The sequence below is a fragment of the Halomonas sp. AOP27-A1-41 genome (assembly GCF_052378605.1).
Classification (GTDB): domain Bacteria; phylum Pseudomonadota; class Gammaproteobacteria; order Pseudomonadales; family Halomonadaceae; genus Vreelandella; species Vreelandella citrativorans.
Map to the genome: position 1 here is coordinate 78,124 of NZ_JBQSXT010000011.1, position 25,594 is coordinate 103,717.

At 57.2% G+C, this 25,594-nt stretch carries 18 protein-coding genes; 11 read left to right on the forward strand and 7 right to left on the reverse strand.

The genetic code is table 11. From position 1 onward, the window contains the following. Nucleotides 1-55 precede the first annotated feature (55 nt). Complete coding sequence (gene hglS / locus ACT3TC_RS09300) at nt 56-1,417, forward strand: 2-oxoadipate dioxygenase/decarboxylase HglS (RefSeq protein ID WP_192527755.1); 1,362 nt, start codon at nt 56-58, stop codon at nt 1,415-1,417. 56 nt (nt 1,418-1,473) lie between these two features. Here the strand turns inward: hglS and ACT3TC_RS09305 are convergent, their stop codons facing one another. The 3 genes from ACT3TC_RS09305 to ACT3TC_RS09315 form a co-directional block, all read right to left on the reverse strand. Next, a complete protein-coding gene (locus ACT3TC_RS09305; protein ID WP_441678046.1) occupies nt 1,474-2,370 on the reverse strand; it encodes a LysR substrate-binding domain-containing protein in 897 nt (298 codons plus the stop codon). Nucleotides 2,371-2,462: 92 nt separating this feature from the next. Continuing rightward, a complete protein-coding gene (locus ACT3TC_RS09310; protein WP_444639814.1) occupies nt 2,463-4,016 on the reverse strand; it encodes a BCCT family transporter in 1,554 nt (517 codons plus the stop codon). Nucleotides 4,017-4,275: 259 nt separating this feature from the next. Continuing rightward, on the reverse strand, nt 4,276-5,010 hold the full coding sequence (locus tag ACT3TC_RS09315; RefSeq protein ID WP_087111262.1) for a DUF481 domain-containing protein: 735 nt from the start codon (nt 5,008-5,010) through the stop codon (nt 4,276-4,278). 133 nt (nt 5,011-5,143) lie between these two features. Here ACT3TC_RS09315 and ACT3TC_RS09320 point away from each other — a divergent pair, with 133 nt between their 5' ends. The 5 genes from ACT3TC_RS09320 to ACT3TC_RS09340 all read left to right on the forward strand — a co-directional run bounded on the left by ACT3TC_RS09320 (nt 5,144) and on the right by ACT3TC_RS09340 (nt 10,926). Beyond that, complete coding sequence (locus ACT3TC_RS09320; protein WP_087110665.1) at nt 5,144-6,835, forward strand: ATP-binding protein; 1,692 nt, start codon at nt 5,144-5,146, stop codon at nt 6,833-6,835. Nucleotides 6,836-6,861: 26 nt separating this feature from the next. Then, nucleotides 6,862-7,593, forward strand: a complete 732-nt coding sequence (locus tag ACT3TC_RS09325) for a response regulator (protein ID WP_087110667.1) — start codon at nt 6,862-6,864, stop codon at nt 7,591-7,593. A gap of 173 nt (nt 7,594-7,766) precedes the next feature. After that, entirely contained in the window at nt 7,767-8,765 is a 999-nt protein-coding gene (locus tag ACT3TC_RS09330; RefSeq protein ID WP_087110669.1) for a Bug family tripartite tricarboxylate transporter substrate binding protein, read from the forward strand. A 100-nt stretch (nt 8,766-8,865) separates the two neighbouring features. Next, nucleotides 8,866-9,348 carry a tripartite tricarboxylate transporter TctB family protein gene (locus ACT3TC_RS09335; protein WP_087110671.1) on the forward strand — a complete coding sequence of 161 codons (483 nt, stop codon included), beginning with the start codon at nt 8,866-8,868 and terminating at the stop codon, nt 9,346-9,348. 84 nt (nt 9,349-9,432) lie between these two features. After that, nucleotides 9,433-10,926 (forward strand): tripartite tricarboxylate transporter permease, encoded by a 1,494-nt coding sequence (locus tag ACT3TC_RS09340; RefSeq protein ID WP_087110673.1) that lies wholly within the window; start codon nt 9,433-9,435, stop codon nt 10,924-10,926. Between the two features lie 65 nt (nt 10,927-10,991). Here ACT3TC_RS09340 and ACT3TC_RS09345 read toward each other — a convergent pair whose 3' ends face one another. The 3 genes from ACT3TC_RS09345 to atzF all read right to left on the reverse strand — a co-directional run bounded on the left by ACT3TC_RS09345 (nt 10,992) and on the right by atzF (nt 17,243). Then, nucleotides 10,992-11,687: a GntR family transcriptional regulator gene (locus tag ACT3TC_RS09345; protein ID WP_087110675.1), complete on the reverse strand. Its 696-nt coding sequence runs from the start codon at nt 11,685-11,687 to the stop codon at nt 10,992-10,994. Nucleotides 11,688-11,754: 67 nt separating this feature from the next. Then, entirely contained in the window at nt 11,755-15,387 is a 3,633-nt protein-coding gene (gene uca / locus ACT3TC_RS09350) for an urea carboxylase (protein WP_087110677.1), read from the reverse strand. A 14-nt stretch (nt 15,388-15,401) separates the two neighbouring features. Continuing rightward, nucleotides 15,402-17,243, reverse strand: a complete 1,842-nt coding sequence (gene atzF / locus ACT3TC_RS09355) for an allophanate hydrolase (RefSeq protein ID WP_087110679.1) — start codon at nt 17,241-17,243, stop codon at nt 15,402-15,404. A 371-nt stretch (nt 17,244-17,614) separates the two neighbouring features. On the opposite strand from atzF, the gene urtA reads away from it, so the two are divergent. The 5 genes from urtA to urtE all read left to right on the forward strand — a co-directional run bounded on the left by urtA (nt 17,615) and on the right by urtE (nt 23,321). After that, on the forward strand, nt 17,615-18,934 hold the full coding sequence (gene urtA / locus ACT3TC_RS09360; RefSeq protein ID WP_140398999.1) for an urea ABC transporter substrate-binding protein: 1,320 nt from the start codon (nt 17,615-17,617) through the stop codon (nt 18,932-18,934). 84 nt (nt 18,935-19,018) lie between these two features. Beyond that, nucleotides 19,019-20,629, forward strand: a complete 1,611-nt coding sequence (gene urtB / locus ACT3TC_RS09365; RefSeq protein WP_087110683.1) for an urea ABC transporter permease subunit UrtB — start codon at nt 19,019-19,021, stop codon at nt 20,627-20,629. A 3-nt stretch (nt 20,630-20,632) separates the two neighbouring features. Next, nucleotides 20,633-21,781, forward strand: coding sequence for an urea ABC transporter permease subunit UrtC (gene urtC / locus ACT3TC_RS09370; protein ID WP_444639816.1), 1,149 nt, complete (start codon nt 20,633-20,635; stop codon nt 21,779-21,781). Next, nucleotides 21,778-22,614, forward strand: coding sequence for an urea ABC transporter ATP-binding protein UrtD (gene urtD, locus ACT3TC_RS09375; protein ID WP_087110687.1), 837 nt, complete (start codon nt 21,778-21,780; stop codon nt 22,612-22,614). The genes urtC and urtD overlap by 4 nt, the downstream gene beginning before the upstream one ends. Beyond that, nucleotides 22,614-23,321 (forward strand): urea ABC transporter ATP-binding subunit UrtE, encoded by a 708-nt coding sequence (urtE, locus tag ACT3TC_RS09380; RefSeq protein WP_087110689.1) that lies wholly within the window; start codon nt 22,614-22,616, stop codon nt 23,319-23,321. The genes urtD and urtE overlap by 1 nt, the downstream gene beginning before the upstream one ends. Before the next feature lie 107 nt (nt 23,322-23,428). Here urtE and ACT3TC_RS09385 read toward each other — a convergent pair whose 3' ends face one another. Then, complete coding sequence (locus tag ACT3TC_RS09385; protein WP_303393867.1) at nt 23,429-25,531, reverse strand: TonB-dependent receptor; 2,103 nt, start codon at nt 25,529-25,531, stop codon at nt 23,429-23,431. Between the last annotated feature and the right edge of the window lie 63 nt (nt 25,532-25,594).

Sequence of the window (25,594 nt, forward strand, 5' to 3'; positions counted from 1 at the left end):
TTCCCTTGTCGGCCATGGGGTCCATACTGAATTGGATGTCACAGAGAGCTGTAAAATGACTCAGTCTTCGTTTTTAGCCACCAATGTTATTCGTGATCGCTTCTCCAGCGCCATGTCGGCGATGTACCAAACGGAAGTCCCTCAATACGGCACGCTGCTAACGTTGGTTGAGCAGGTCAATCAGGAGACGCTTCGCCAGCAGCCAGAGTTACGCCGTCGCCTGGAGGCTCAGGGCGAGCTTGCGCGCCTGAGCGTAGAGCGCCACGGAGCGATTCGCGTGGGTTCAGCCGCAGAGCTATCCACGCTGCGCCGCCTGTTTGCCGTGATGGGCATGTATCCGGTGGGCTATTACGATCTTTCTGAAGCTGGGGTGCCGGTTCACTCCACCGCGTTTCGCCCTATTGAGGATGATGCGCTGGCCTGTAACCCGTTCCGTATTTTTACCTCGCTGCTGCGCCTGGAACTTATCGATAGTGCGCTGCTGCGCCAGCGTGCTGAGGAAATCCTCGCCCAACGAAATATTTTTACCCCCAAAGTGCGTGAGCTGATTGAACGCTTTGAGTCACAAGGCGGGTTAACCTCAGAGGAAGCAGGTCAGTTTGTTACAGAGGCCTTGGAAACGTTTCGTTGGCACCAGGATGCCACGGTCGATCTGGATACTTATCAAGCGCTGAGCGATGAACACCGCCTGATCGCCGATGTGGTGTGTTTTCGTGGACCGCATATCAACCATTTAACGCCGCGCACGTTGGATATCGATGAAGTGCAGCGCCGCATGCCAAGCGTCGGTATGAACCCGAAGGCTGTCATCGAAGGCCCGCCGCGCCGTGAAGCGCCCATTTTGCTGCGTCAGACAAGCTTTAAAGCGTTAGAGGAGTCGATCCGCTTTGCAGGCGATAACCAAGGCACGCACACTGCTCGCTTTGGCGAAATTGAGCAGCGTGGCATGGCGCTAACGCCGAAAGGACGCGCGCTTTATGACCAACTGCTGAATGAAGGTCGTCAACAAACGGCGGGACTTGATAACAACGCTCACCAAGCCGTTATGGATAAGGTCTTTACCACCATGCCGGACAGCGATGAGGCAATGCGCCGCGAAGGTCTGGCCTACTTCCACTATCACCTCACAGAAGCCGGAAAAGTTGCTACAGGCGATGCCAGTACCGATATGGACGCCCTAATTGCCAAAGGCCTGGTGGAAGCACAGCCGATTACCTATGAAGACTTCTTGCCGGTCAGTGCGGCGGGTATCTTTCAGTCAAACCTAGGCGGCGGCGAAAACGAAGCCTATGCGGGCAATGCCAATCGTGAAGCGTTTGAAGAGGCGCTCGGCGCCCCGGTGACTGATGAGTTGGCGCTTTATGCCGAAAGGGAGCAGGCTTCTAAGCAGCGTGTGCTGGCGTCATTAGCGGTTTAATCCACTTTCCAGCATGCGGTTGATACTCAGGCTGCCTAGCAGGCAGCCTGAGTTGTTTATACGCGGCATTCGGCACTCGCCGTTATATGCGCCACAAACCGACGTACTTTGCCCAGCTCGCCCAGGTGCTCAGGGTAGACAAGATAATACGCACTTTCGCTGTACAACCGATGCGGCCATGCGAGCACAAGGCGTTCGGCGGCCAGCTCTTCATCCACGGTAAAATGAGGCACTAAGGCAACGCCGCCGCCGGCCATGGCGGTGCGTACTAGCATGGGAAAGGTTTCAAAGCGGGTACCGTGGTAGCTGCGATCAGTGGTGATCTTTTGACCTGCAAACCAGTGGTGCCAGGCATCCGGGCGGGTAGATAGGTGAAGTAGTGGCAACTGGGCCAAGTCGCTCGCAGTATGGATGGGGTGCCGAGCCAGAAGCGATGGGGCGGCAACCGCGACCATCTCCTCATTCACCAGCTTATGGCAGGCAAGGTTAGGCCAACTACCGTGACCGTAAAACAACGCAATATCAATATCCTGTTGCTCAAGATCAAAGTCTTCCACCCGGTCGTGAAACTCCAGACTAATGCCCGGATTGGCGGCTAAAAAGGGGGGAAGCTTGTCCGCTAGCCAGCGGCTGCCAAAGCTTGGCAGAGTGGCTACTTTAAGTACTTCACTGTTGCCGCTATAAGTCATGATGGTGTGGGTCGACATCTCAATCTGGGCGAGTACCTTGCGCACGTCGCTTAAAAAGATGGCGCCCTCTGGCGTGAGCACAAGCGTGCGTCTTACGCGGCGAAACAGCTTATGTTGCAACGCTGATTCAAGGTGGGCGACCTGCTTGCTGACGGCACTTTGGGTCAGGCTTAGCTCATCGGCCGCCCGGGTAAAACTCATATGGCGCGCTGCCGCCTCAAAGCACTGCATAGCGGCGGTTGAAGGAAGGTTGCGTGAGGCCAAAGGGGATGCTCCTGATCACCTGTTCATCATGGTGATCATAGCGTATGAGGCGATCAGATTCGCCTCATACGCAGCAGGTGCTGGGCTAGCGGTTAGTCAATAATCCCCTGCTCACGCGCCATGGCAAACGCTGCCTTGGGGCCATCCCAGAGTGAGGGCAGCAGAATCAGCGATACCGGCACGGCGGTAATCACGATAAACTGCTGCAGCGCGGCGATCTGGCCTTCACGCATGGCCAGCAGTACCGCGGCCATGATCGTCATGGTCACGCCCCAGAAGGCGCGTAGAAACGGGCTGGGCTCGTCGTGGCCCGCACCGACCATGGCAATGGAGTAACTCATGGAGTCGCCGGTGGTGGCCACGAAGATGGTCGTCAGCAGCAGGATCGCCAGCGCCATCCAGGTGCCGCCGGGCAATGCCTGGGCCAAGGCGAGCGTGGCGATGTCGAACTGAAAGTTTGTCAGCGCATCGGTCAGATCGATCACGCCGGTCAGTTGGTAGTAAATGCCCGAGCCGCCCAGCAGCGTGAACCAGACCGTGGTGGCGATGGGAGCGATGACCGCCACGGCCAGGATCATCTCGCGAATGGTGCGCCCGCGGGAGATACGCGCCACGAAGATCGCCATCAAGGGCGCAAAGGCGATGAACCAAGCGTAGAAGAACACGATCCACCACTGCATCCAATCCGCCGGTGCGGTTTCCGCGGTGGTGGTGACCATCTTGAAGAAGTCGTCCAGATACGTGCCCATGCCGGCAAAGTAGCTGTTGAACAGAAACAGTGTCGGCCCGAACAAAAAGATGACCGCGCCGATGCCCAGCGCCAGCATGACATTGAAGCGGCTCAAGAGCTGCATGCCCTTGTGCACACCGCTGACCGCGGAAAGCACGTACACCATGCCCAGGGTCGCCAGAACCAAAAGCCGGGTAACGAAGGTGTTGGGCAGCCCAAACAGCACCTCGAGGCCATGGCTGACCTGGGTAGCCAGAAAACCGACCGGCCCGACGGTGCCCGCTACTACCGCCAGTACGCAGCAGGTATCCACCACGCCACCCAACGGACCACGCATCACGCGCTCGCCGAATAACGGGTAGAGCAGGGTGCGCGGTTGCAGTGGCTGGCCTTTCACGTAGTGGGCGTGGGCCAGCACAATCGCGGTGAGCGAACCCAGTATCGCCCAGCCGACGAAGCCCCAGTGAGTGAACGACTGCGCCAGTGCCCCGGGCACCGCGGCGGCCACGCCCGGGTCGGTGTCGAAGGTAGGCGGTACGTTCACGAAGTGATAGATCGGCTCACCGGCGGCGAAAAAGACGCCCCCACCGCCCAGTAGCGTACACAGGATAATCGAAAGCCACTTGAAGGTACTCAGCTCTGGTTTATCCAGGTTGCCGATCTTGGCGTTGCCGGCTGGGGTCAGCACAAGTCCGATGGCGATAAAGAACGTCAACAGCATCAGAAACTGGAAGTAGGTGCCGAAGGTCAGCGCGCTCCAGGCAAAACCCTGGCTGATCGAGTCGGCGACAAGGTCCAGGTCGTAAAAGGAAAGTGATAGAAAAAGCACGATAAATCCGATGCTTAGCGTGAGTACGATGGGATCGCCAAGCGATGGGTGCTTAGGGCTTTCAGCACCGGAGGTTGGTTGGTTCATCAATAAGAACACCTTGGGTGGAACATGAGGAAACAGCGCAAATGCGGAAAGCGCAGCAAAAAAAAAGCGCCATTCATTGAATGGCGCGAGGACAGGAAACTGGCGCTAGTATATCGTGCCACTAGACCAAAGTCGAACGCGATTAAAGGGGAGGCTTAAAATGAAGGCTGGAAAACAGGCCAATGCTCCCTATTGAAGCACTGCGAAAACAGCGACAGTGCTTCTACTGGCGGGCCATTCGCACCCATCGCCGCTTTTGCTACCAGTGGTACAGCAACGAGGCGCTGGTGGTGTTATCGGTACGTTCGCTGGCATCATCCGGCGGTTGAGAGTTGTGCTTAACCTCATGCGACAAGCGTAACGACATGCGAGAGTTGAGCCGTGCGGTGAGCGCGGTTAGCGATCTGCCTGTGGTGTTTTTATCGGTATATTCCACCGACATTTCCTGATCAATATCGGCGTAATCCGAAAACCCCCAGTGATAGACCAGAGCGGTATAGGCAACCGCGAGCTGTTCATTCTCAGCTTCCCGCAAGCGGTCATTACGGTAACCAGGACCGGCCTCAAGCGAGAGTGAATGGCGCGAGCCTTCTAACAGCTGACGCCCATACCCGCCAATCACGGAAAGCTGTTGGTCGTAGCCCGCAAAGCGATCTTTCTCCCAGCGGGCGAATCCAAAGACATAGTGCGGGCCTTTAAAATCGTAGCGCTCGCGGGCAGCGAGCAAATATTGTTCGGCGCTGGTTTCGCCATCCTTGCTCACGTTGCGCACCTCGCCGCGCAGCGAGTGAATAAAATTGCCGGTTAGCCAGGTCAGGCGGGTTTTGCCAATTAGCGTCTGGCTATTGGTGTTGCCGGAAAGGTGCGTAAAGCCAAGTTCAGCATCGCCACTAAAAACCGGCGCGTCGTCGGTAGGCGGCGGAGGTGCATAAAAAGGGTTAGCGACCGCGGGGCTGACAAGCACAACGCTTAAAAAAGCAGTACTGGCAAACAGGTAACTGCTCGACGAAATAACGCGTTTAAATATGCTGAACACCCAGCGCCTCCCTAATGACATAAAAGATGGCGATTAACGCCCCCTTACCGCGCATGTCATAATGACGCTGTCACGCACTTTGAGTTCCACCATGACTAATTCCCGCCCCCGTACCTTAGCTGAATTACAGCGCTGGCGCCGTACGCGTACTAAACGGCGTTGGTATAAACGCAGTTTCCGTTTGCAAGTGATGTTGTTGGTGGGGTTGCTGCTGGCCGGCATGCTACTGGCTCAGGGGGCATATCTCAATCATCGTAAGGCCGATATCATCAACCATCAAATGGGTGAGCGGGCGTTGGCGGTGGCGAAAACAGTGGCCGGTATGCCCCAAATCGTTAGCGCCTTCGCGACTCCCGAGCCGGCGATGATTATTCAGCCACTGGCAGAACGGGTGCGTATAGAAACCGGAGCGCGCTATGTGGTCGTGGGTAATGCGCAGTCGATCCGCTATTCACACCCCGTGCCTGAGCGCCTTGGCGAGGCGATGGTGGGCGGCGATAACGACCAGGCGCTGATTTATGGGCAGTCCTACGTGTCCGAGGCGACCGGCACGTTAGGCACCGCCATGCGCGGAAAAACGCCCGTTTGGGATGAAGAGGGCAATATTATCGGGCTCGTTTCCGTCGGCTTTATGATGGATCGGGTCGAGATGGATGTTGCCCGTTACACAAGCTTTGGTTGGGCACTGGTCGGGCTGATGATTGTGCTGGGGTTTGCCGGGGCATACTGGCTTTCCCAGCACCTTAAAAAGGTCATTTTGGGGCTGGAGCCTTATGAAATCGCCCGCTTGGCGATGGAAAAAGAAGCGATTCTGCAGTCCATTCACGAGGGTATTCTGGCGGTTAATCGGGATGGCCACATCACGCTGGTCAACCAGCAGGCCAAACGCTTTCTTAACCTGCCCGATGAGCACGTCATACTGGGGCTGCCGATTCAGGACGTGGTGCCTAACACCCGTTTACTGGAAGTGCTGAAGCACGGTGAGCAGGAGTTTGACCAGCAGATGTGGCTGGGCGATCACCCGGCCATCGTCAATCGGGTGCCCATTCTGCATGAGGGTGAAATTGAAGGAGCAGTGGCCACGTTTCGTAGCCGCCGCGAAATTGTCGACCTTTCCCAAGCGCTTACCCAGGCAAGCCGCGATGTGGATATGCTGCGCGCCCAGGCGCATGAGTTCTCCAATAAGCTCTATACCATTTCAGGGCTTCTCCAGCTTGAGCGCATCGATGAAGCGCTGGCGCTGATTCATCAGGAAACCGAGCGGACTCAGGCGCAAATGAGTTTTTTGATGCGCCATGTTGCCGACACAGTGCTCAGCGGCACGTTGCTGGGTAAGCTTACCAGGGCGCGCGAGCTGGGCGTAACGCTTGAGATCGACGAGCAGAGCTCGCTCTCCTGCCCACTAACGCCCACTGGACAAGAAGTCATGATGAGCGTGGTCGGTAATCTACTGGATAATGCCTGCCATGCCGCGCTTAATGGCCCCAATAGCAGTATGCCCAGCGTGCGGCTGTTTTTCACCGACCTGGGGGAGCAATTGCTGCTCGAAGTAGAGGATAATGGCCCAGGCGTGCTCCCTGAACATGCTGAATCGATATTCGAGGAAGGCTTTTCTACCAAAACGGGCAAGCACAGCGGTATCGGCCTGGCGCTGGTGGCAAGGTTGTGTCGCCAGCATGGCGGAGCCATCACGCTTGAGGAGAGCGAACTGGGCGGAGCCTGCTTTATTGCGGTGCTGGACCGCTCGCTATGCGCTGAACCTGATACGCACGACTCACCATAATAATGACGACCGTAAGAGGAGTGAGCATGCCTGCAGCTCAATACGGCATTCTGATTGTCGAAGATGATTTTCGCATTGCCGATATTCATAAAGCGTTTGTTGAACAGGACGAAGGCTTTTATATCGCAGGCGTTGCCCGTAACGGTAGCGAAGCCAAGGCGTTAATGGCGGAACAGGCTGCCGCTATCCACCTGGTATTGCTGGACGCCTATCTGCCTGATGTGGAAGGGCTGGAGCTTCTATGGGCGATCAGGCGTGACTATACCCATGTGGATATTGTGATGGTCACCGCTGCCCGTGAGGTAGAAACCATCAGCGAGGCGCTGCGTGGGGGCGTATTTGATTATCTGATCAAACCGATTGAAGCTGCCCGCATGGGGCAGATGCTGGCGCGTTTTCGTCGTGAGCGCGAGGCGCTTTCAGGGCGTAATGAGATGAACCAGGACGAGCTGGATCACGTGTTTAAAAGACTGCAGCCAGGCGAGGCGCCGCGCCCGACGTCCAGCGCGCTGCCCAAAGGCATCGACCGGCTAACGCTGCGCCGAGTGGGGGAGGCCATGGCCGCCGAGGCGGCGCCGCTAACCGCCATGCAGGTTGCCCGCATTATGGGTGCTAGCCGCTCAACCGCTCGACGTTACCTGGAGTTTTTGGTGGCTGAACAAAGAGTCAGTGCTGAACTTGGCTACGGCGATGTGGGGCGGCCAGAGCGGCGCTATCAACTGCTTGAGGCAGCCCATAGCTGGCTCAAGTCGCTTTAGGTTAGCTGGTTGGCGTGCTCTGTGAACAAAATGAACAAAATGCCCACAAAGAACATTTTGTTTTTTATGTTCACAAGCTTGTCGTAAAGGCCCGGCGCTTCTAACGTTCGCGGCGTAACCACGACATAATAACAGTGGACCACACAACAACATTTATATGTGGAGAACGCCAAATGACCGTACTTTCCTTGAAGCGCTTAGCCGTGATCGCTCTACCGATGGCTGCCCTGGCAGGCATGACGACCTCTGTTCAGGCACAAGAGTGGACACCGAGCAAATCGGTTGAGTTCGTGGCACCCGCCAATCCGGGTGGCGGCTGGGATACGCTGGTACGCACTGTATCGCGCGTTATTCAGCAAGAAGGGCTTGCTGACGAGAACTATGCTGCTATCAACGTACCAGGCGGCGGCGGTGCCGTGGCTTGGGCGCAAATCGCTCGTGATAGCGGCAATCCGCACAAGCTGTTTGCCACCAGCCCGCCGATCATTCTGGTGCCTCTGGCCGGTGCCTCACGCTATGACCACACTGATTTCACGCCGGTTGCTCGCCTGATTACTGACTACTCCATTGTACTGGTGTCGGCAGACTCTGAGTACGAGACGATCAACGACCTGTTTGATGCACTCAAGGAAAATCCTGGCTTAAGTGTAGGCGGCGGCAGTGCGCCTGGCTCCATGGACCATATCTCTATTGCGGGTCTGGCATCCGCAGCGGGCCTTGAGGCTTCAAGTGTCAACTACATTCCGTTCTCCGGCGGCGGCGATGCCATGACCAACCTGATGGGCGGTCATATTGAAGCGGTGATTACCGGTGCCGGTGAGTCGGTGGGGCAGCTGGGTGAAGGCAGCCAGATCCGTGCGCTAGGTGTCTCTTCACCGGAGCGCCTGGGTGGCGGTCTGGCCGAAGTGCCGACTTATCAAGAGCAGGGTGTGGATTACACTTTCGATATTTGGCGCGGCATAATGGGCACCCCGGATATGCCGGAAGAAGCAGTGACCTACTATCAGGACCTGTTTGCCGAAATGCTCGAAACTGATGGTTGGCAGGAAGCTCGCGACCAGTTGGGCTGGATCGATGCCTACCAGAACAGTGAAGAGTCCGGTGTCTTCCTTGATGAGCAGCAAGCGCAGTTCAGCGGCGTGTTAAGCGAATTGGGCCTACTGCGTCAATAAATAACCTATAGTGCTATAGCGTGTTATCCCGGTGGCCTCGTTGTGCCGCCGGGAATGCCTGTTCGTGACGATTAGGTACGTGCTCCTCGGAGAAACTCCAATGACGAAATTAAATACCAATCAGTGGTTAGCGCTGGTGTTGGCATTAGTGGCGGCTGCGTATATCGCCATGGCATGGCAAATCCCTACCTTTCCCTTGCCGCGGCCGGTCGACTCTGACCTGTTCCCTAAAGTGCTCGGCTTTTCGCTGCTGATTCTCTCCGTGTTTCTGTTTTTCGAGAAACCCTCACCGCTTGCCGGTGCCGATGAGATTGATCACGACGCGCAACAAGGCCCGCTGCTGATGACGCCATGGGGACGCGTGATTGTTACGTCACTGGCCATTGCCGCGTATGCGCTACTGCTGGTGCCATTGGGGTTTGTACTGGCCTCAACGCTTTTGTGCACGGGGTTAACGGCTTACTACGGCTATCGTCGTCATGTGGTCAATCTGGTGACATCGCTAGGGGTGGTGCTGGCGCTGTATCTGACGATGACACAGGTGATGGACGTTTACTTGCCGACCGGTGTTATCCCTTTCTAACGCCGACTTGCTAATGCCTCCTGCGCCGTTTCTGGGCTGGTTTTTAAGCTGGTTTTTAAGCTAGTTTTTAAGAGAGTAGATCCCATGGATGCCTTAAATAATTTGATGTACGGCTTCGGCATCGCGCTTGAGCCTATCAATATCGCTTACGTATTTGCCGGTGTGTTTGCCGGTACGATTATCGGCATGCTGCCCGGCCTTGGGCCGATCAGCGCGCTGGCTTTAATGATTCCTATCACCTTTGCCATGGAGCCTTCATCCGGCTTGATCCTAATGGCAGGGGTGTACTATGGCGCCATTTTCGGTGGTTCCACCTCCTCTATCCTGCTCAATGCCCCGGGCGTTGCAGGTACGGTCGCCACGTCTTTTGATGGCTACCCAATGGCCAAAAAAGGCATGGCGGGTAAAGCGCTGGCCATTGCCGCCTACTCCTCGTTTGTGGGGGGGACCATCTCGGTTATCTTCTTGATGCTGGTCGCGCCCTTGCTCTCCAAGGTAGCGGTCAGCTTTGGCCCTGCTGAGTACTTTGCATTAATGGTGCTGGGCTTAACCGCCGTGGTCTCATTGTCGGATAAGTCGCTGATCAAAGGCCTCATCGCCGCTGTGGTCGGGGTGATCATCTCGATTGTGGGCATCGACCTGCAAACCGGTACCGAGCGCTTTACCTTTGGCTCTATTCAACTGCTGGATGGCATCGACTTCCTGGTCGTGGCATTGGGTATCTTTGCGTTAGCCGAAGTGTTCTACATGCTGCTGCGCGGCGGTGGCGGTAAAGAAGCCCCGCGTAATGCCATTGGTTCGTTAAAACTCACTCGAAGTGAAGTAAAAGAGATTGCAGGCCCTGTCAGCCGTAGCTCTGTACTTGGGTTCTTTACTGGCGTACTGCCGGGCGCGGGGGCGACGATTGGCTCGTTTCTGGGCTACAGCATGGAAAAGCGTCTTGCCAAAGACGGTGACACCTTCGGTAAGGGTAATATTAAAGGCGTTGCGGCGCCGGAAGCAGCCAACAACGCGGCGTGTACCGGCTCGTTTGTACCGCTTTTAACCTTGGGTGTACCGGGCTCGGGCACCACGGCGGTACTGCTGGGTGCGCTACTGGTGATGGGCGTTACACCAGGCCCGATGATGCTTGAGCAACGCCCGGATGTGTTCTGGGGTGTGGTAGCCAGTATGTATATCGGCAACATCTTCCTGCTGGTCTTGAACCTGCCGCTGATCCCGCTGATTGCCAAAATCCTCGACCTGCCCAAGCCGCTGCTGCTCTCACTGATTCTGATTTTCTGCATGATCGGCGTGTATGGCATGAGCTTTAGCGTGTTTGATCTGTTGCTGCTGTTGGGCTTTGGCCTGTTGGGCTTGGGCATGCGTCTGTTTGGCTTCCCGGCGGCGCCGCTGATCCTGGCGTTGATTCTGGGCAATATCATGGAAGAATCCATGCGCCGTGCGCTGCAGATCTCTGGCGGTGACTGGATGACGTTTATTGATAAGCCAATCTCGCTCTCTCTGCTGCTGATTGCCCTGCTGTCGCTGGGTCTGCCGCTGCTGAAGAAGCGTCGCAAGCGCGCTATTGCCGAGTAGACGGTATCGTCTCAACATTGGACGCGTGGCTGATAAGCGCCCTGGGTTAACCTAGGGCGCTTTTTTTAAGCGCTAGCGCTGCGTTGGCGCTGCTCTTCGGCAGCTTCACGAAGGCGCTCCATGGTGATTTCCTGAACGGCGCCATGGCTGCTTCGGATATGCGACCCCAGGCGTTGGGCGGCGAGCTGAGCATCGTTTTCGTCAAGAGCCGTCAGAATGGCGGCGTGTTCGCGATAGGTGGCATCAACCCGGTCATCGCGGGTGAAGTCCAAGCGTCGAATGACGCGCAGGCGCTCGGTAATTTCACGATGAATACGGCTCATCTCCTGATTGCCAGCGGCCACCACTAAATCGCCATGGAAACTTTCATCCAGTGCACGAACCGTACTGCCCACCGCCCGATCAGCGTGGCTGGCGGGATTCCAGATATCGCGTAAAGTTCGCAGCACCAGCGGCTTTTCAGGCAGGGCACAAAGCTTGTGAACGGCCGCCTGTTCCAGAGTAATGCGTAGGTCGTAGAGTTCAGCGATCTTCTGGAAGTCCAGCGGCTTCACCTGCCAGCCGCTGCGAAAGAGCACATCGACATACCCCTCTCGCTGGAGCTGAAAAAGCGCTTGGCGCACCGGGGTTCGGCTTGCCTCCAGCCGGTCACCGATATCGCCTTCGCTAAATTTATCGCCGGGAAGAAGGCGAAACTCGAAAATATCGTCTTTCAACGCATCGTAGACACGGTCAGCGATGGATGATTTACGCAACGCCATGGCAATAGGCCTTATTGAGAGAGGCCGCCGCATGATGCGGCGGCACGCCAGCAGCAATGTGAATGCCTTAAACTTCAATACTCAGCAGCGGCTCCCCTGGCGTTACCGCTCGGCCCGTGGTGACGTGCATAGCGCTTATTGTGCCAGAGTGTGTCGCCATGACTTCAAATTCCATCTTCATGGCTTCAACAATCACTAACGGATCGCCTTTGATGACGTTATCGCCGGGTTGCACAAGGCACTTCCAGATATTGCCCGCAATCTCGGCACTGATCAGCTCGCCATAGCCAGCCAGGTCATCCGCCTCTGCGGGGGGCGGTGCTTTGGCCAAACGGTCCAGAGCCTTCTCTTCGCTTTCACGCCATAGCGCCACCTCTTTCGCGTAGGCATCCTGTTGAAGGGCGCGAAATTCGGCGATGGCCTGCTGGTTGACATCTAAAAATGCCTGGTGTGATTTCAGGTCAAACGTATCTTCCTCGATCTCGATAGCTAGCTTACCCGCCCTAAACTGATCGCGCAGGTTATCCAGTTCATCCTCGCTGACCGGGTAGTAGCACACTTGATCGAAAAAGCGCAGTAGCCAGGGAGCGCCTTCTGAAAACTGTTTGTTTTTTAGATGCTTGTTCCAGATGGGCAGAGTGCGCCCCACCAGCTGATAGCCACCGGGCGAGTCCATGCCGTAAATACACATATAAATGCCGCCGATGCCGACGGTGCCTTCGGCAGTATAGGTGCGCGCCGGGTTGTATTTGGAGGTCAGCAGCCGATGTCGAGGGTCCAAGGGCACGGCGCAGGGCGCTCCCAAATACACATCGCCTAGCCCCAACACTAAATAACGCGCCGAATAGAGCACATCCTTGACCTCGTCACGGTTGGCGAGGCCATTGATGCGCTGCATGAAATCGACGTTGTTAGGCAGCCAAGGGGCGGTGTCGCGCACCGATTGACGATACTTTTCCACCGCTTCCAGCGTCGCGCTATCTTCAAACGCCATGGGAAGATGAATCACCCGGCTGCGCACCTTCAGCTCGTCGGTCGGTGGCAGGGTGGCTTCCAGGTCGAGCAGGTAGGTCATCAATGCCTGCTGGGTCAGCGTCAGCGGGTCGTAGCGCAGTTGAAGCGAACGCACGCCGGGGGAAAGCTCAAGCAGACCACGCGGCTGGATATCGGCAATCGCCTCCATCAGTGCGTGGAGGCGCATACGCGCGCCTAAATCCAGCACATTAGGACCGTATTCCAGCAAAATGTACTGATCGCCTGCCTGACGGTAGGTAACTTCCGGGCGCTCCTGCATCGCCTCAAGGTGGGCCAACACAGTGGCGGAGAGGCCGTTGAACGGCGCCAGGTCGGCGCTGTTTAGGGTCACGGCAGGTGGCGCGGACAGGTACTTGACGGCCAGCTCCTGGCGTTCTGCGAGCTTGACGGCGGTGGCGTTGTCGATGGCGACAAAGCGGATAGTATCGCCGGGTTTGACCTGACCCACTTTCCACAGCTCGGCCTTGGCGATGGTAACCGGGCAGACAAACCCACCCAAGCTGGGGCCATCTCGGGTCAGAATAACTGGCATATCACCCGTGAAGTTAATCGAGCCGATCGCATATTCGCAGTCATGAATATTTGAAGGGTGTAGCCCCGCTTCACCGCCATCTGCCCGGCTGAATTCAGGTTTAGGGCCATTCAGGCGAATGCCCAACCGGTTGGAGTTGTAATGGACTTCCCAGTCCTGTTGAAAGAAGTGCTCGATGGAGTCTTCGGTAAAGAAGTCGGGCGCGCCGTGCGGGCCGTAGAGCACGCCTATTTCCCAGTGGCTCGGGTAATTCGGGATGAGCGCCGGGTCAACGGGGGCAGGGTCGTGGGTGGGCGCTGGCGTGGTGCAGGCAGGTAACCCCGGCTGGCTGATGCCGAGCAGATCGCCTGGGCGCAGCGGTCGCCCGCCGTGACCGCCAAACTGGCCAAGGGCAAAGGTAGCGCGGCTGCCAAGATACACTGGTACATCAAATCCACCACGCACAGCAAGGTAAGTGCGACACCCTCGGTTGGCTTTGCCCACCACGAGCGTTTGGCCGGCGGTGACGTGGATAGGCGTCCAGAAATCCACCGGAGTATCGTCGAGTGTGGCGTCGGTGACGGCGCCGGTCAGCGCCACGACGGTCGCCTGATGAAACGTAAGGCTTGGACCTATCAGCGTGGCTTCCAGCCCGGCAGCCTCTGGGTGGTTGCCGACAATCCGGTTGGCGATGCGAAAGGCGAAGTCATCCATCGGGCCGCTGGGCGGCACGCCGATGTTCCAGTAGCCGACCCGTCCCGGGAAGTCTTGCACCGTGGTGTAAGTACCTGGATAGACTACCTCGGCAACGCAGGGTTGAAAGTGAAAGCTTTCCAAAGCGCGGGTCGAGACCTTGCCTTCGGCAAAACTCGCTTGGGCGACCACCTGACGCAAGTAGTCAAGGTTGGTGGCAATACCCATCAGGCGGGTTTCATCCAGTGCTTTACGCAGCTTGGCCAGAGCATCCGCGCGGTCGTTACCATGCACGATCAGCTTGGCGATCATGGGGTCGTAGTGAGCGGATACCTGGCTGCCATTTTCGACCCAGGTGTCGATACGCACGCCATCACCGGGCCAGTGTACGTCGGTTAATTCACCGGGCGAGGGCTGAAAATCCTTTAACGGGTTTTCGGCATAGATGCGCACTTCCATGGCCGCACCGCTCAAGCTGAGCGTAAAATTAGCCAGGTCCAGGTGGTCGCCCGCGGCGATCTTGAGCATCCATTCGATCAGGTCAAGGCCGGTCACGGCTTCGGTGATTGGGTGCTCTACCTGCAGTCGGGTGTTGACCTCCAGAAAGTAGAACTCATCACGCTCGGCGTCGTAGATGTACTCAACGGTACCCGCTGAACGGTAGTTGACCGATTCACCCAGCGCCACGGCCGCATCCAGCATCCTTTGACGGGTGGCCGTGGGCAGGCTGGGGGCCGGCGTCTCTTCCACGACTTTCTGATTGCGGCGTTGCAGTGAGCAGTCACGCTCACCTAATGCCACTACGTTGCCGTGGCCATCGCCGATAATCTGGACTTCCACGTGGCGGGCACGGGCGATAAAGCGCTCAAGAAAGACGCCGCTGTCGTTAAAGAAATTTTTGCCCTGGCGTTGAACGGTTTCAAAGGCGTCTTGCAGCTCTTTGGCACTATTGCAGCGGGTCAGTCCGATTCCGCCGCCGCCTGCGGTGCTTTTGAGCATGACCGGGTAACCCAGGCGTTCAGCGGTGGTCAGTGCCTCTTCCACGCTGTCGAGCAGCCCACTGCCTGGGGCTAGCGGCACGCCTGCTGCTTCGGCCAGCTCACGGGCACGGTGCTTTAACCCGAACTCGCGCATCTGTGTGGGCGTGGGGCCGATAAAGACGATGCCCTCACGCTCACAGGTTTCGGCGAAGTCGGCATTTTCAGACAGAAAGCCGTAGCCGGGGATAATGGCCTGCGCACCGGTCTTTCGGGCGGCATCCAGAATCTGGCGTTTATCCAGGTAAGTTTCGCTGGCGCCATTGCCTGTAAGGGTCACGGCTTCGCTGGCGCTTTCCACATGCAGGCTGTGGCGGTCTTCATGGGAATAGACAGCAACGCTGCCGACACTGAGCGCCTTTAAGGTGCGGTTGGTACGTACGGCGATTTCACCGCGATTGGCAACTAATACTTTATTGAACATGGGTCGTAGCCTCGTTATGCGTGGGAGGTTTGCGCCTTGATGTAGGCACGCCAGCCACCAAACTCGGTGACATCCTGAGCATCTGTGATTCCATGCCCTTCGCAGATAAAGCCGTTGATCCAGCGGCCGTCGGCAAGCTCGACACTGCCGATACCCAGCGGCGCGGGGATCAGGTCGACAAACGAGCCAAATTCCGACGCGGCCATTTCCCATACTTCAACAATGATGGCGGCACCGTTTTCGTGAACGCGCTGCAGGCCGGGCTTGGGCGGTACGGTGTTGGGCAGGGCAAACAAGCGGTAATTGGCGGACGTTGTCGTGGACGCCACGCGCCAGGCATGGCGCTCGGTCAGTTGGGTATTCAGCGGCATGCCGGAAAGATGAGCGCCTACCACAGCGACCTGAACGGTGGGGACGGCAAGGGTGGTATGAACGGTTTCCGGCGGGCGTGCCTGGTCAGTGGCACCCAGCGGCGTCGGGTGGGCATTTAGCCAGCGGCTGGCCAGGGTCTGCAGTTCCCGATCCTTCCAGGCGCCGCTCACCAGGGTAACGCCAAAAGGCAGTCCATCGTCGCGGAACCCGGCGGGTACCGCCAATGCGCAAAAATCGGCCAGGTTAACGAAGTTGGTATAGGTGCCGAGCTGGCTATTGAGCGTTAACGGGTCAGCATTAACCGCTTCGATAGTGGGCGCGGTAGGGGCGGTGGGGACTAACAGGCCATCGATATCATCCAAAAGATTATCGATCACCCTAACCAGCTCTTCCTTGCGGTATTGCGCCTTGAACGTATCGGTGGCGCTGTATTTACCCGCGTTACTAATAATGCCGCGCACCACGTCATTCATGTTCTGGGCATGTTCGGCCATGAAGGTTTCCACGGCGGCGTGGCGCTCTGCTACCCACGGCCCTTCATAAAGCAGGGCGGCCAGTTCAAGCATGGGGGCAAAATCAAGTTCGACGAGCGTTACCCCTTCAAGCTTTTGCCATTTTTCCACGGCCGTTTGCCATGCCTTTTCAGCCACCACGTCGCCGAAGAACTGGGGCGACTGGGGAATGGCAAGCCTGGCTAGCGGGCCAGGACGGCGTATGGCCGGGGCATCCAGGGGGAGGGCGCTTGGCGCCTTGCGTGAGAAAGCGTCGGCAGGCTCGAAGCCGGCCATTAGCTCGGCGATCTGCCCGGCATCATTGACAGTCAACGAGAAGATGGAGACGCAGTCCAGCGAGCGGCACGCCGGTACTACACCATCAATGCTGAACAGGCCTTTGGTGGGTTTAAGCCCGACCAGGTTATTTAAGCCAGCGGGCACGCGACCGGAGCCTGCCGTGTCGGTACCCAGTGAGAATGGCACTAGCCCGCGTGCCACCACGGACGCCGACCCAGAACTCGAGCCGCCGCTCACCACTTCAGGATTGAAGCTATTGGCCACGGCACCAAACGGCGAGCGGGTACCCACCAGGCCGGTGGCAAACTGATCCAGATTGGTCTTGCCGATGAGTACTGCGCCCGCGGCGCGCAGCTTGTCAATCAGAGCAGCGTCACGGGTGGGTTGATAGGCGTAGGCCGGGCAGCCCGCCGTGGTGGCAAACCCGGTGGCATCAATGTTGTCTTTCGCCGCAAACGGAATGCCGTAAAGCGGCAACTTGTCTATCTTGCCGTCTGCCTCGTCCAGACGTGTTTGAAGTGCTGCCAGGGCATGAGCCAGCCCCTCCTGGTCGAGAAGTGAAATCCAGGTATTGTCGGCACTATCAAGTTTGGCCAGTTGCGTGATCAATTCACCGAGTAAGGCTCCCGGGGTTGCGCCCTCGTTATATGCCTGCCGCCATTGTTCGAGTGTCCAGCCGCGTGTGGTCATCATGTTTGGCCCTTGGTTATCCATGGTCTTGTATACAAGTCATTTTGCAAACCACAGGCCAAGAAAATGCTAAATGTTTTAAAAACAGAAGCTTGGCGATAAAAGGATAAAAATGGACAGTTTTTATGCACTTTTATCGTGCGAATCAGACCGCTTTAGCACCAATGAAGTGCTTTAAGACCCTGAATCAAAGATGGAAAACTCCTGTAAAACAACTTGTATACTTTTTATATGGTTGAATTTTTTATGTTTTTTTAAAGTGTGGAACGCATCGTGCAATGTGCAGGACGAGTTACAGGCGCTTTCAGGCAATTGAGTACACCTGATTAATGACAAATATCTAGCTGCCCGCTTGCAGCTTGGGGATGCGAAACATGAACTTGAAAAAACAGGCACTGCTGGGTCTTTCTGCACTGGCCCTTTCGGTATCGTTTCATGCGTCAGCCAATGATGACCCTATCAAAGTGGGTATCCTTCACTCCCTTTCTGGCACCATGGCTATCAGTGAGTCGACGTTAAAAGACACTGTTGAAATGCTGATCCAGCAGCAGAACGAAGCCGGTGGTCTGCTGGGTCGTCAGCTGGAAGCCGTGGTAGTGGACCCGGCCTCCAACTGGCCGCTGTTTGCCGAACGCGCCCGCGAGCTGCTGGCCCAGTATGAGGTAGACGTGGTGTTCGGCAACTGGACATCGGTATCACGTAAAGCGGTGCTGCCGGTGTTTGAAGAACTCAATGGTCTGTTGTTCTACCCGGTGCAGTACGAGGGAGAAGAGTCGTCTGCAAACGTCTTCTATACCGGTGCCGCGCCCAACCAACAGGCGATTCCCGCTGTCGAGTATTTGATTAACGAAGTCGGCATTGAGCGCTTTGCTCTGGTGGGTACCGACTATGTCTATCCGCGCACCACCAACCGCATTCTCGAAGCGTTTCTGAAAGATGAGCACGGCGTGGCAGGCGACGACATCATGGTCAACTACACGCCCTTCGGCCACTCCGACTGGCAGAACATCGTCTCCGAGATTCGTCGCTTCGGTGAAGAGGGCAAGTCTACCGCGGTGATCTCGACCATCAACGGCGACGCCAACGTGCCGTTCTACCGCGAGCTTGCCAACCAGGGTATTGATGCCGCTGATATTCCAGTGATTGCGTTTTCGGTAGGTGAGCAGGAGCTTTCCGGTATCGACACTGCGCCGCTCGTTGGCCATCTGGCTGCCTGGAACTACTTCATGAGCGTGGATACCGATGACAACTACGACTTTATCGACGCCTGGATTGAGCACACCGGTAATGAAGAAGCGGTCACCAACGACCCAATGGAAGCCCATTACATCGGTTTCAACATGTGGGCCGAGGCGGTGCGTAAAGCGGGTACCACCGATGTAGGCGCGGTGAAGGATGCCATTATCGGCGTGAGTGTGCCCAATCTCTCGGGTGGCTATGCGGCGATGATGCCCAACCACCACATCACTAAGCCGGTACTGATTGGCGAAGTGCAGGACAATGGCCAGTTCGATATCGTCTGGCAAACGCCCTCAACCGTTGCCGGCGATGCCTGGTCCGACTACTTGCCCGGCTCGCGCGACCTGATTGCCGATTGGCGCAAGCCCATGGAGTGCGGCAACTTCAACGTTGTGAACGGCTCATGCGGTGGCAGCACCGCTACTGAAGAAGCCGAAGCGGCGCTCGCCGAATAATACTGGCCACCCCTTGCCGCCCGCCTGATCGGGCGGCAAGGGAGCACGCTAACTCTCCACCTTGACCACCAAAGGAACAACCCCATGAGGCGTTTCCTTTCCTGGGGGTTTTTGTGCGCTGTGTTGTTGGGCATAACACTCAACGTACAGGCACAGACAGGCCCCGATACTTCTGATAATGACGCCGCGCTTGAGCTTCTTGAGGCGCTGGATGTCGATTCCTACCGCGATAAAGGCGAGGCGATTACCGCCATATTGCAAAGCGACGACGAGCGCGCCCGTGATTGGCTGCAGGCTCTGCTGGATGGCCGCTTGCAGCGTGCCGACGATGGTCAGTTTGTTGTCGTACTCGATAACAGTGGCCGAGAGTGGCCGGTGGCCGACGCCTTGACGAATGAACCGCTGGGTGAGATGTCACGCCGCGACCTGGACCGCGTGGGCATCAATAACGCCCTGCGAAACCAGCTGCGCAGCGCGATTGCTGTGGTGGACCTTTACTCGCCCAATCTGGATCGCCGCCGTATCTCTGCCGAACGTTTGCTGGGTGAAGTCGATGGTGAGCTGCTTGAACCCATCAATGCGCTCATTCTGGAAGAAAAGGATAGCCAGGTACGTTATCGGCTGAGCCAAGCGGTCGCCATTTACCGTGCTGAGCAGGGTGAAATGGCGGGTATCGAAGCGCTAACCGGAAGCCTTCATCCACGCGCTAGAGTTGCGCTAAGTCGTGCGGCCAATGGCGACGACACCGTAGCTGCGGATGCCGCCCGCGCCGCGCTTGCCAGCGTGGAACAGAACCTGAAAATCAACCGTGGGGTTGAAACGCTCTACTTTGGCTTGAGCCTGGGGTCAGTGCTGGTACTGGCCGCCATTGGTCTTGCGATTACCTTTGGCGTGATGGGCGTCATCAACATGGCCCACGGTGAGCTGATGATGCTGGGCGCCTACACTACCTGGATGATGCAACAGCTGTTGCCCGGCCAGCCGGGGCTGGCGTTGATTCTCTCTATTCCGGCAGGTTTTCTGGTCGCCGCATTGGTGGGGGTTGCCATTGAGCGCAGCGTGATTCAGTTTTTGAAAGGCCGCCCGCTGGAGACGCTCCTCGCCACCTTCGGTATCAGTCTGATCCTGCAGCAGCTGGTGCGTACGGTGATCTCGCCGCTCAACCGCACGGTAATTACTCCGGAGTGGATGAGCGGGTCGCTCATTATCAATGACGCGCTGTCGCTGACCATAAACCGCATGGTGGTACTGGGTTTTGCGCTGGTGGTGTTTGCCGGTTTGATGCTGATCATGCGCCGCACCCGCCTGGGCCTTGAAGTACGCGCCGTGACCCAGAACCGCGCTATGGCACGCTCCATGGGAATTCGCGCGACCCGTGTGGATATCCTGACCTTTGCACTCGGCTCTGGTGTAGCCGGCCTAGCCGGCGTGGCGCTTTCCCAGCTTACCAATGTCGGCCCGAACCTCGGCCAGAACTACATCATCGACTCGTTCATGGTGGTGGTGTTCGGCGGTGTGGGCAATCTCTGGGGGACGCTCGTGGCCGGGCTGTCATTGGGGGTGATCAATCAGGTGCTGGAACCTTGGGCGGGCGCGGTACTCGCCAAGATTATCGTGCTGGTGTTTATCATCCTGTTCATTCAAAAACGCCCGCGTGGACTCTTCCCGCAGAAGGGCCGGGCTGCGGAGGGCTAACCCATGATGTCACAACTACCTTCAAGCCAGTTTTGGCTAACCCGCCCGTTTGGTGAGCGTGCCACACAGGTCTTTCTAGGAGTACTGTTCGCAGCGCTGCTGATCGTCACCGTGCTGCATGTGGCAGTGCCTCAAGGCAGCCCGCTGCATGTGAACGCTTACACGGTGAACCTGTTTGGCAAGTACCTAAGCTACGCGCTGCTGGCCGTGGCGGTGGATCTGGTGTGGGGATATCTCGGCATTCTTAGCCTGGGCCACGGGGCGTTTTTTGCGATTGGCGGTTACGCCATGGGCATGTACCTGATGCGCCAGATTGGTGACCGGGGCACTTACGGCCACCCGGTGCTGCCGGACTTCATGGTGTTCCTAAACTGGGAAAGTCTGCCCTGGTACTGGCAGGGCTTTGATATGGCCTGGTTCGCCTTTGCCATGGTGCTGCTGGCGCCGGGTATGCTGGCGCTGGTGTTCGGCTTTTTGGCGTTTCGCTCGCGGGTGACGGGGGTTTATCTCTCGATCATTACCCAGGCGTTGACCTTTGCGCTGATGCTGGCATTTTTCCGCAATGAGATGGGCTTTGGCGGCAATAACGGGCTGACCGACTTCCGCGAACTTTTGGGCTTCAACCTGCGCAGCAACGATACTCGTCTGGGACTTTTTCTGGCCACCGGCGTGGCGCTGGCGCTGGGTTATATCCTCTGCCGGGCGATCGTGACCAGCAAGCTGGGGCGGGTGTGCGTGGCCACTCGCGACGCCGAGGCGCGCACGCGCTTTATCGGCTACCGGGTAGAGCGCTTTCAACTCTTCGTGTTTGTGGTGTCCGCGATGCTCGCGGGCCTGGCAGGCGCGCTTTACGTACCTCAGGTGGGCATCATCAACCCTAGCGAATTCTCGCCGCTGTTCTCGATTGAGATCGTGCTATGGGTGGCGCTGGGTGGTCGGACCACGCTGTACGGCGCGGTGATCGGCGCAATTCTAGTCAACTATGCCAAAACTATTTTCACCGGTGTCATGCCTGATGCGTGGTTGTTTGCTTTGGGCGCAATGTTTGTACTCGTCACGGTACTGCTGCCCAAGGGCGTGGCGGGGCTGTTGCGCAAGCGCCGTCGCGCTGTTGAATCCGATAACGCAGGCACCAAGGAGGCTATTGCATGAGCTTGCTGCAGTCATTCAAAACCCGCGACCGGGTATTTGACTTTATAGCGCCAGCCGCCTCCCCGGTGGACGTACGCCACGGCCCGATTCTGTATATGGAAGACGTCACGGTGAGCTTTGATGGCTTTAAAGCGATCAACAAGCTGAATTTGACCATCGACGACGGCGAGCTGCGTTGCATTATTGGCCCCAACGGGGCGGGAAAGACCACCATGATGGATATTATCACCGGCAAGACGCGGCCCACTGAGGGCAGCGTATGGTTTGGCAGCCGTCATAACCTGCTCAATATGAACGAGCCGGAAATTGCCAGCCTCGGGATCGGGCGCAAGTTTCAAAAGCCCACGGTGTTTGAAGTACTGAGCGTGTTCGAAAACCTGGAGCTGGCCATGGCCGCCGACAAACGGATCTTTCCCACCCTGACTGCGCGTATGACCGGTGAGATCAAAGACCGCATCGACGAAGTGCTGGAGACCATTGGTTTGACTCAGTTGCGCTTTCAGCCTGCGGGCATTCTCTCTCATGGTCAGAAACAGTGGTTGGAAATCGGCATGCTGTTAATGCAGCGCCCACGGTTACTGCTGGTGGATGAGCCGGTCGCCGGTATGACCGAGCAGGAAATGGAGCGTACAGCCGAACTGCTGACCGGTTTGGCGGGTAAGCAGTCGGTGGTCGTCGTGGAACACGATATGGGCTTTGTGCGCTCAATTGCCCGCAAAGTGACCGTGCTTCACCAAGGCAGTGTGTTGGCCGAAGGCAGCATGGATCAGGTCTCAAGCGACCCCAACGTAGTCGAAGTGTACCTGGGTGCTGACGATGAGGAGGCTGCCTGATGCTGGCAATTGAAAAGCTCAACCAGTTTTATGGGGAAAGCCATACACTTTGGGATCTGGACCTGGACGTACCCGCTGGCCAGTGCACCTGCGTGATGGGCCGCAACGGAGTGGGTAAAACCACGCTGATGAAAGCCATCATGGGTGAAGTGGCGGTAAAAAGTGGCCAGTTGCGCTACCAGTCGAGCAGCGAAGCGGTTGAGTTAACCCAAAAAGCCGTGGAAGCACGTTCACGGCTGGGCATTGGCTTTGTACCGCAAGGGCGGCAGATTTTCCCGCTACTCACCGTAGAAGAGAATCTGCGTACCGGCCTTGCTGCACGCAGTGACAAGCTGAAAAAAATCCCCGAGCGTATCTATGAACTGTTTCCAGTGCTCAAGGAGATGAAGCACCGCCGCGGCGGTGACTTATCCGGCGGGCAACAGCAGCAGCTTGCCATTGGCCGAGCGCTGGTAATCGAGCCCAAACTCTTGATTCTGGATGAGCCGGGGGAGGGCATTCAGCCCAATATCGTCGCGCAAATTGGCCAGGTGATTCGCCAGCTGATTGCCGAAGACGCCCTAACGGTGCTGCTGGTCGAGCAGAAGCTGCCCTTTGCGCGCAAATACGCCGACCGCTTTGTGATAATGGACCGCGGCCGCCCGGTGGCCAAAGGTGATATCAGCGAGCTTTCCAACGAGCTGATCAAGCAGCACCTAACGGTTTAAGTTATCCACACCTACGCCCGCTCGGCGAGCGTAGGTGGGGAGGTTTTACGGAGTTAGTAGTGAAAAATATTCGGTGTTATGGCATTAGCACCGCTTGTTACAGTCGTCTAGAAGTCCAGTGAGGCCGAAAACATAAAGGTGCGGGGGGCGCCTAATGCGAGGCTTGAGAGTTGTGGCATTGCCCAGTACGTTTTATCGGTCACATTGTTAACAGTGGCACGCAGTGTGAGTGGATAGCCGGAAAGGTTAGAGGCGTAGCGTGCTCCAACGTCATAAATAGTGTGTCCGGGTACTGATAGGGAGTTGTCACTATTAATGTACTGCTCTGACATCGCGGTGGCATTAGCGGTCAGTGTCAGCCCTGGTGCTACGGATAGATCCCATTCAGTGCCTAGCTTGGCTTGCAGGTCTGGTACGCCGGTTGCCTGATTGCCTTGTTCTTCATCGCTCGCGGCGCGCGTGATTTCTGGGTTTACATAAGCGATGCCCCCCATCAGGCGCAGGTTGCTGAGAGGACTGCCGAAGAAACTCCACTCCACTCCTCGGTTCCGCTGCTCGCCCCCAACCGAGAAGATATTGGTTGCCAGGTCGGTGTAGCTGCTGGGCCGCTTTATTTCATACAGGCTAAGCGTGTGTGAAAAATCACCCAGATCAAGTTTCACGCCAACCTCGCTCTGTTTGGTCTTGTAAGGCTCGAACACCTCACCAGCGTTGGCGGCAGTCATAGGTGCCGTGGCCCCCTGGCTGAGCCCCTCGATATAGTTGGCGTAGAGCGATACCTGGTCGGTCGCTTTGAAAAGTAGTGCTGCGGCGGGTGTGACCGCGCTTTCATCATAGCGGGAGATACGTGTGCCGGTCATCACGCTGTAGGTGTCGCTCACCACTTCCTGGCGTCGGGCGCCGAGCGTCAGCTGTATGCGATCATCGGCAAACGAGAGCGTGTCTGCCAAACCGTAGCTGTTCAAGCGTAGCTCTGTATGCATGATGTGCGGTGTAATGAAATCAGCGGCGGGGCCCCATTGCGGATTGTATAGGTTGGTGATCCAGTCCGCATCGGGAACGCTTCTGCGCCCGTAATCGTGCTGCTCGTGCTCATAATGGGTGGCATTGACGCTGATGTCGTGACTGACAGCGCCGGTCTGGAAGTGACCGCGAACCCCGACTTCCGCCGATGTTTTTTCGACATCGAAGGCAAGCTGACCAACGCTTGTGCGATAGTTGCCTTGATCATCAAGCACCTGGGCTGACATGGCACCGTTGTAGGTGTAATTGGTTTCGCTTTGACCTATTGACGCGTACCCCATGATCTCGTCGGTAAAGTCGAATTCGCCACGCAATATGGCCCCCTTGTCGCGCGTGTCGGCAAAGGCCCAGTCCGGGTTGATCAGTGTATCGGGGGCGGGAGGCGTCGGAACTGCCAGGCCGGGGGCCAGGTTGATACCTCGAGCGGGTCCATCAATATGGTCGTCCGCACTGTACAAGTCGGCTGATAGTCGAGCGTGATCACCGCGCCAGTCCAACCCCAGAGAGCCCATTTGAACCTTTGGTGTCTGGTTATCCACAGCCCCCTCGCCGTCGCGGTATACGCCGTTAACGCGAACGCCAAACTGCTGGTCGTCACCCAGGCGTCGGCCGACATCAAGGTGCCCGCCAATCTGGGCGTCGGACATATACGTGGTGGTGAAACGCGTCAACGGTTCATCGCCAGCCCGTTTGGGAACCAGGTTAATGGCACCGCCAACGGAGCCACCTGGCGGCATCCCGTTGAGTAGTGCCGAAGGCCCCTTGAGCACCTCGATACGCTCGAACATTTCTGGAGACGTACGGTAGTAGGGGGCCATCCCGGCCAGACCACCGAACGTGACGTCACGTGTGCTGGCGTCAAAACCACGGATCGAATAGGTTTCGCTCCAGGCACTGGTGACGCCGTTGCTGAAGACACTCGGATCCGTCGCTGCAATTACATCGGTAATACTCTGAGCTTGTTGATCCTGGATAAAGCGATCCGTATAGCTGATGGCATTGAAAGGCGTCTCCATGAAGTCTCTTTTCCCCAGGAAGCCCGCCCGGTTGCTGTAGGTGACTTGGCCGCCGGCATACGTATCGTTAACGGATGTCGCTTCTCCGTGTACGGTGATGGGTGCTAGGGCAGTAGTACTGCGGGTCTCGGTCTCCTGGGCCTGTGCGAGAGCTTGTGAAGACAGCAGCATGACAGCACTCGCGCTCAGAGCGAGCAGAAATGCGCTCCTGACGAGCGATAAAGGGTTTGAGCA

Bases quoted from the DNA above. Each gene is read 5' to 3' on its own strand.
- hglS (WP_192527755.1), top strand. From the start codon at position 56: ATGACTCAGTCTTCGTTTTTAGCCACCAATGTTATTCGTGATCGCTTC.
- ACT3TC_RS09310 (WP_444639814.1), bottom strand. From the start codon at position 4,016: ATGAACCAACCAACCTCCGGTGCTGAAAGCCCTAAGCACCCATCGCTT.
- ACT3TC_RS09320 (WP_087110665.1), top strand. From the start codon at position 5,144: ATGACTAATTCCCGCCCCCGTACCTTAGCTGAATTACAGCGCTGGCGC.
- ACT3TC_RS09325 (WP_087110667.1), top strand. From the start codon at position 6,862: ATGCCTGCAGCTCAATACGGCATTCTGATTGTCGAAGATGATTTTCGC.
- ACT3TC_RS09330 (WP_087110669.1), top strand. From the start codon at position 7,767: ATGACCGTACTTTCCTTGAAGCGCTTAGCCGTGATCGCTCTACCGATG.
- ACT3TC_RS09335 (WP_087110671.1), top strand. From the start codon at position 8,866: ATGACGAAATTAAATACCAATCAGTGGTTAGCGCTGGTGTTGGCATTA.
- ACT3TC_RS09340 (WP_087110673.1), top strand. From the start codon at position 9,433: ATGGATGCCTTAAATAATTTGATGTACGGCTTCGGCATCGCGCTTGAG.
- ACT3TC_RS09345 (WP_087110675.1), bottom strand. From the start codon at position 11,687: ATGGCGTTGCGTAAATCATCCATCGCTGACCGTGTCTACGATGCGTTG.
- uca (WP_087110677.1), bottom strand. From the start codon at position 15,387: ATGTTCAATAAAGTATTAGTTGCCAATCGCGGTGAAATCGCCGTACGT.
- atzF (WP_087110679.1), bottom strand. From the start codon at position 17,243: ATGATGACCACACGCGGCTGGACACTCGAACAATGGCGGCAGGCATAT.
- urtA (WP_140398999.1), top strand. From the start codon at position 17,615: ATGAACTTGAAAAAACAGGCACTGCTGGGTCTTTCTGCACTGGCCCTT.
- urtB (WP_087110683.1), top strand. From the start codon at position 19,019: ATGAGGCGTTTCCTTTCCTGGGGGTTTTTGTGCGCTGTGTTGTTGGGC.
- urtC (WP_444639816.1), top strand. From the start codon at position 20,633: ATGATGTCACAACTACCTTCAAGCCAGTTTTGGCTAACCCGCCCGTTT.
- urtD (WP_087110687.1), top strand. From the start codon at position 21,778: ATGAGCTTGCTGCAGTCATTCAAAACCCGCGACCGGGTATTTGACTTT.
- urtE (WP_087110689.1), top strand. From the start codon at position 22,614: ATGCTGGCAATTGAAAAGCTCAACCAGTTTTATGGGGAAAGCCATACA.
- ACT3TC_RS09385 (WP_303393867.1), bottom strand. From the start codon at position 25,531: ATGCTGCTGTCTTCACAAGCTCTCGCACAGGCCCAGGAGACCGAGACC.